This window comes from Candidatus Hepatincolaceae symbiont of Strigamia maritima (genome assembly GCF_055505085.1).
Map to the genome: position 1 here is coordinate 1 of NZ_DBKDTU010000199.1, position 6,229 is coordinate 6,229.

Below are 6,229 nucleotides of genomic sequence, written 5' to 3' on the forward strand. Positions count from 1 at the left end.
TTCACGTTATGAAGATAATCCGGCAGAAATCGGCAGAGGACGTGATGATATGAAACAAAGCAGATGTGCTTGTATTGAGATTTACAGAGACGGTATTTGGTTATAGATAATTATGAAAAATCCCTTAAAAGCTCTAAAAAGTAAGTTATGGTTTAAGAAAGTACAATCTAAGGAACAGGGAAACTTATCACAAGTCTTTAATCTATTAGATAAAAAAGTCTATGTTGATACTAATGATGAGCATAGAAGAAACACTAAGGTTACTCAAGTTATAATTTTTGCTTTTTTAATGATGTTAATTGTTTGTGTAATGCTGATGCTATTACTGATAAGTTTGTTACCGCTAAAAGAGAAAACACCGTATTTTGTACATTTTTTACCTAAAGAAGAACAGATTGTGTATGTAGAACCATATAAAACCACAACTAAGGGCGATAGAAGGGTTAAAGAGTGGATAGCACGAGATTATGTGAAAAAAAGAGAAACCATAGATATGGTAACCGAAGAAAAACGCTACCAAGAGGTAGTATTCTTAAGTAGTGAAGATATAAAACAGGCTTTTAATGATGAATATCTATGGACAAAAAATCCTAAGGGTTCTCCTTTTAAATTAGCGGTAGAAAACAACTATGTACGTAATATTCGTATTATTAGTTCTAATATTTTAAGTGATAATCAAATCCAAGTAGAGTTTGAAGCTTTACAGAGTTTAAGAACTACGGGAGAAGTTATTCTAACGGAAATTATTATTGCAACCCTTACCTTTACTAAAGATGACACAAGATATAAGGGTAGTGATTACTTAAACAATCCCTTCGGTTATGTGATAAGTGATTATTCCTTAGGAGTTAAGGAATATAGAGGAGAATATAGGGGGAATAAAAAAACTAAGCAGAAAAATGCACTTAACCCTAATAATGCTCACTTAAATATCAACAAAGATACCACCAATAAAAATATAAGTGAGAATATAGTTAATGTACAAGAACAGGATACTGTAACAGATAACCCTAATAGTAAGTTTAAATTTTAAATAGTAGAACATTGGTAAAATATGCAACAACAAGTAATGCAACAACAAATAAAACTAGCCTTCTTATTAATAGCGTTAGTTAGCTTAACTCTAAGCTGTTTAATAGGTTGCGGAGGTAGTAAGATTGTTGAGAAAGAAGCCTTTATTAAAAATACGGCCAAAGCTTCTCAGGAGATTACTATTAAAAGAGGTATGGTAACCACTTTGCAGTTTAATTCTTTAATTAACTATTATGTATTAGGAGATGATTTAGTAGCAGAAGCTAACCAAATAAATCCCTATACTCTTATAGTAGCAGCTAAACAGGCAAATGAGGCTACTAATCTAAATGTTGCAACGAATGAGGGTAATTTTGTATTTGTACTTAAAACCATAGATTATGATAGTGGAAAAGAGCCTGATTTACACCTGAATATAGGGGGTAAAATTGGTAAAATACTCAAACCTCAGGAATTAGATAAATTAGTAAAAAAGCAAAAACCGAAAGAAAATCCTAATTTTGATTATGTTTTCTCAATGTATTCCGAGATATTCTGCGGTTTCTTAAGATTTTGTAGGTATGAAGAAATTGCCCCGCAGAGAGTTTGGACAGACGGTACTTATACCTACCTTGATTATAATAGTACTTCGGGAATTAACAAAGATATTCCTCATGTTATGGAGGTTAAGGATAGAATTGATACGCCATTAAATTATACAATTAAAGATAATATTATAGTAGTACATACCCTGTCTAAGAAAATCATCATTAAAGCCGGTTCTGCTTATATTTGTATAGAATATAGAGGGGTTAGATATGAGGCTAAGTAACTACTGCTCATTAGTTATCGTATTGTTGTTTTACTCTTTAAGTTTATCTGCCAATTCCAACAATATAAAGAGTGGCAATATAGAAAGTGATACTGCTAAATTTATGGCAAAGGATAAGGAGAATACCTTAAAAATCATCAATTATCAGAAAGATTTAGAAAGTAAATTAAAAAAAGAAGCAGAAGAAAAACTGAAGAAGCAACAAGAGGCTGAATTAAAAAGAAAACTCCTACAACAAAATAAATCAAAGGCACAATTACAGAAAGCACTACAAAAAGAAACTGCAGAGAGAAGAAAGCAGGAACTTTTAGCAAAACAACAAAAAGAGCAAGCAGAGAAATTAGCATTAGAAGAAGCAAAACGCAATAGAATTTCCCCGATAAAAGTTGTGAATAATCAAGTTATAGATAGAGTTAGTCTTAAAAAGAATAATGAATATTACTTAAATAATTATACTGAACTGGGAGTGCCGGAAGATATCACGTCTTCTGTTGTTTCTAGAGAACACATCATTACTACGGATATGTATATTCGGCTCCTTACTGAGACTAATATTAATAGTAGAAGAGGCGGGGAGTTTGTAGCAGTGGTAGAGCGAGATGTTTATTCCTTAGAGAGTGATATTAAGGAGGTATTACTACCTAAGGGAAGTAAAATTATTTGTGACTTTCAACCTCTATCTGCTTACGGAGAAACCGCTTTAAAAGCAGGTTGTAAAAGAATTTATTTTCCCAATGGTAAATCTATTATTTTAAGTGCCGGAGCCCTAAAAGACCAAATGGGTAGGAACGGGATAGTGGGCAAAGTAGATAATAGGGTGTGGGAGAGATACGGTACAACCTTTACTATGGCTGTATTAAGCGGACTAGGTATTATGGGGGCAGATAAAGTTCCTAATTCTAATGTGGGTAGTTTAGCTCAGTATACCGCATTATCTATGTTAGATTTATCAACTCAAATTTTAGAAAAAACCATAGATTTATCTCCAGTAGTAACTATTGCCAGCGGAGCTAGAATAATCTTTAAACCCGAAATAGATATTAATTTAAAACCTGAAATAGAGGAAGTGGCAATAGAAGAAGCAGATAATAAGAAAAATTAAAATAAGGAATTATACCATGAAACAAATACTAAGTACCATTACAGCTTTATTCTTTAGTATAAATTTTTTACAAGCAGACTTTGTGGTAATTACTGCTAAATTCATTAATGCTACTAAAGATATAAGAATTTTAGCAAGAATGGATAGTAGTGAGAAGAAGATGTTAGAAGGCTTAATCAAATTAACTAAAATAGAAAACGGCAAGTTTATTTTAGAGATAAACTGGGTAGCAGTCTTAGATTCAAAAGGCAGAACCGCAGTTGATAGTCTTTTTACCAAAAAAGAAATAGATAAAACTATCATTACCTCAGGTACGCAATTAGTGGTAAACGGTGAACTACCTAAATTTAATGAAGATACTCCCAAAAAAGTAGCACCTAGAGTTCAAGCTAAAAAAGAATTACCGAATAAAAGTAATAGTACCACTAAAAACAGTACTACAAACAGTACTAATATAGCCTCACCTGCTACATCACCTATAGATAATAAAATTAACAATAATAATATGGTAACTCCTAGTATTATTAGTAGCTATGAGGGCTGTCATCAGATTTATAACCCAAGGACTGAGGTAATAGATATCTTTAAACAGGAGTACTACTTTGATAATAAGGGTAAGAAAATTCAAATGCAGAATTGTGAGAAGGTAAAATCCGTACCGGCTAAATATAACAGCTGTGATAGTTTAGATGATTTTGTAGGACGTGCTACTTATAAAAGAAGACAAGCTTATTTTACGGAAGATGAAAAACAATTCTCAGCAGGTGGATGTATTCCGGTTAAAACCTATAAACATGAATTTAGTTATGATAGTTGTGAGGTAATTGTAACCAAGGAGCATTATTTAAAGACAGGAAAAGTTTATTATAAAGATGAAGCTTATCAGAAAACTTACCTAACTGATTGTGTGTTAAATCCTTATACTACTGAAACCAAAATACTATTAAAAGTAGACTTTAAGGATTGTGAGGTAAAGCATGATTTAGACAAAAATATCTCGCGTTACTTCGGTAAATATTACTATATTGATGAAGAAAATAATAAACATGTAGTAAGTAGTTGTATGTTTACTTATCTTAGTCAAATTACTCAAAATGTTGAATTTATCAAGTGGGAGTATTTTGATACGGAAAGATATGCTAAAAAATGGCAAAAAAGGTATATCTTATATCCTAAAGACAGCCAACAATATGAACTACAACCCGATGTTAAAATCTTTATAACCGGCAATGAAACCGATAAAATTAGACATAACTATCAGCAAACCTCACTTAATAGTAATATTTTAAATCATAATCTAAGTGATATCAAAAGCGTTACTAGTGGCAAACCGAAAGGGTATCCTCCGACCACAACTTTTCATGTTTTAAGTTCAGAGAGAATTTGTACTGGAAATCAAGGTATACAATGTCATACTTATACTAAATATCAAATGAATTGGGTAGAGTATGAAAAAATGTGTTCCTCAGTCTATAAAAGACCTGATAACTCCATTCTGAATAATACGTGGACTTCGTTACTTAGAAATTGGGATAGAAATTTAGTGATTAATAGTATCTGCAAATAAAATAACATATAAATAAGGAGAAAACTATGTTGCCAGCAACTTCACAAGATTATAAATTCTATAGCTTTATAGCATTTAGTTTTATTGTGGCAGCTATCTGCTCAATGCTACCCTATGAGCTATATTTAAGATACTTCTTAGAAACCAGCATAGTTGAACTAAGATATTTAAAGTATTTATGGAAACTAATTAGTTACGGAAGATACGATATTCTAACTACTTGGGTAAGCGTAGCTATATTACTGATATTTCTTACTGTATTTATTTATATTTTAGTAAAAAATCCCTACAGTTTAACTCTAAAATTTAGTAGATTTGCTAAATTTTCAGACCTTAAGAAAATGAACCCTTCTCCTTTAAAAGAAGAGGGATATTCTTTGGGTATTTTTAACGGCAGGTTACTAAAAACTAACGAGCCCTTAGGTTTGTTGTGTGTTGCTCCGGCAGGTGCCGGTAAAACTACAGGCACGGTAATTCCTACAATTCTGTCTTGTGATAGGGATTGTTTAATAATTAACGACCCTAAAGGAGAATTGTATGATACTACACATAAATATAGGGAGAAACTAGGTAAAGTATTTAGGATAGAATGGGGACAGGAGCAACAATTACATAATGAGAAAACTTGCTTTTGGAACCCTTTGGCATTAGCTAATTTAACAAAAGACACTGCAGGCAGAGGCAGATATATAGATATGATCGTAAATATTTTAATTCAGCAGAGTGGTAGTGATAAATTTTGGAGTAATTCCGGTAGAAAAACCCTAAGTTCCGTAATATTATATGCTATTTATAAAAATGAATTAGAAAATAAAGATACCTCAATTGCCGAAGTAAAAGATATTTTAGCAACCATCGGGGTTAATCCGATTAATCATGAAGCAGAAGAAGAGGAAGAAAGTAACGGGGAGGATGCATCCCAGGCGGGGTTTAAAAAATTAGCAATAGAAACACAATGCTTAGAAATACCCGAAGTTATAAAAAGCAGATGTTATAATGTCTTTTCAGAATTAGGAGCTACTTCCCCAAATACTTTGGGTAGTATTCTAGCAACTATTTCCGCAGATTTAGCAGTCTTTAATAATGAAAATGTAAGAGATATAACTTCAACAAACACCTTTTCTATGAAGGATATCAGGGGAATAGATAATCAAGTAGTTACAATCTATCTGATAAGCCCGGCGGCTGAACAGGAATTATTCGGAGTACTGAGTGGTATTTTTGTAGAAACTGCTTATAAATATATTACCAGCCAAAATTTAGAGACTGTAAAAAAATCTAAGATTGTAAGATTTATCTTAGATGAAGTTGCATTTTTTCCGAAAATCTCTGCAGTAATAGACGGACCGGCAATTGCCAGAGGGTATAAGGGAAGTTTTTTATTTGTATGCCAAGATTTAGGGCAGATTAGGGAGAAATATAGCGATAACGGGGTAAATACCATGATGACCAATACGGCTTTTAAGATTATTCTTCCCCAAAACAATGATGAAACCGCAAAAAGACTGGCAGGATTATCAGGACAAACTCAAATAATAGAATGTGTAGGAAGTGGTAAAAATAAAAGTAAACAGAAAAAAGTAGTAAACTTAATAGAAGCAACGGATGTAATGAGCATGCCCAAAGGTAAACAAATAGTAATAGTGCAGAATCAAGCTAGAACCCCAATCTTATGTGATATTCCCTTTTTCTTTAATAATAAAGAGATGTTAAGAAA

General features: G+C 32.3%; 5 protein-coding genes. All 5 read left to right on the top strand.

Annotation, left to right across the window (positions count from 1 at the left end; genetic code table 11):
- The first annotated feature begins 112 nt into the window (after nucleotides 1-112).
- Nucleotides 113-1,033 carry a VirB8 family type IV secretion system protein gene (locus ACQCX0_RS05425; protein ID WP_462563151.1) on the top strand — a complete coding sequence of 307 codons (921 nt, stop codon included), beginning with the start codon at nucleotides 113-115 and terminating at the stop codon, nucleotides 1,031-1,033.
- A gap of 21 nt (nucleotides 1,034-1,054) precedes the next feature.
- The gene (locus ACQCX0_RS05430; protein WP_462563152.1) at nucleotides 1,055-1,843 is read left to right on the top strand and encodes a TrbG/VirB9 family P-type conjugative transfer protein; all 789 of its coding nucleotides are present in this window, start codon (nucleotides 1,055-1,057) and stop codon (nucleotides 1,841-1,843) included.
- Nucleotides 1,830-2,945 (top strand): TrbI/VirB10 family protein, encoded by a 1,116-nt coding sequence (locus tag ACQCX0_RS05435; RefSeq protein ID WP_462563153.1) that lies wholly within the window; start codon nucleotides 1,830-1,832, stop codon nucleotides 2,943-2,945. Before ACQCX0_RS05430 ends, ACQCX0_RS05435 begins: the two co-directional genes overlap by 14 nt.
- 16 nt (nucleotides 2,946-2,961) lie before the next feature.
- Nucleotides 2,962-4,512 (top strand): hypothetical protein, encoded by a 1,551-nt coding sequence (locus ACQCX0_RS05440; RefSeq protein ID WP_462563154.1) that lies wholly within the window; start codon nucleotides 2,962-2,964, stop codon nucleotides 4,510-4,512.
- A 26-nt stretch (nucleotides 4,513-4,538) separates the two neighbouring features.
- Nucleotides 4,539-6,229, top strand: a 1,691-nt coding sequence (locus ACQCX0_RS05445) for a type IV secretory system conjugative DNA transfer family protein (RefSeq protein ID WP_462563155.1), incomplete at its 3' end; no start/stop codon positions are given.

What these genes read in the sequence shown, in the direction of transcription:
- ACQCX0_RS05425 (WP_462563151.1), top strand. Translation starts at nt 113, where the DNA reads ATGAAAAATCCCTTAAAAGCTCTAAAAAGTAAGTTATGGTTTAAGAAA.
- ACQCX0_RS05430 (WP_462563152.1), top strand. Translation starts at nt 1,055, where the DNA reads ATGCAACAACAAGTAATGCAACAACAAATAAAACTAGCCTTCTTATTA.
- ACQCX0_RS05435 (WP_462563153.1), top strand. Translation starts at nt 1,830, where the DNA reads ATGAGGCTAAGTAACTACTGCTCATTAGTTATCGTATTGTTGTTTTAC.
- ACQCX0_RS05440 (WP_462563154.1), top strand. Translation starts at nt 2,962, where the DNA reads ATGAAACAAATACTAAGTACCATTACAGCTTTATTCTTTAGTATAAAT.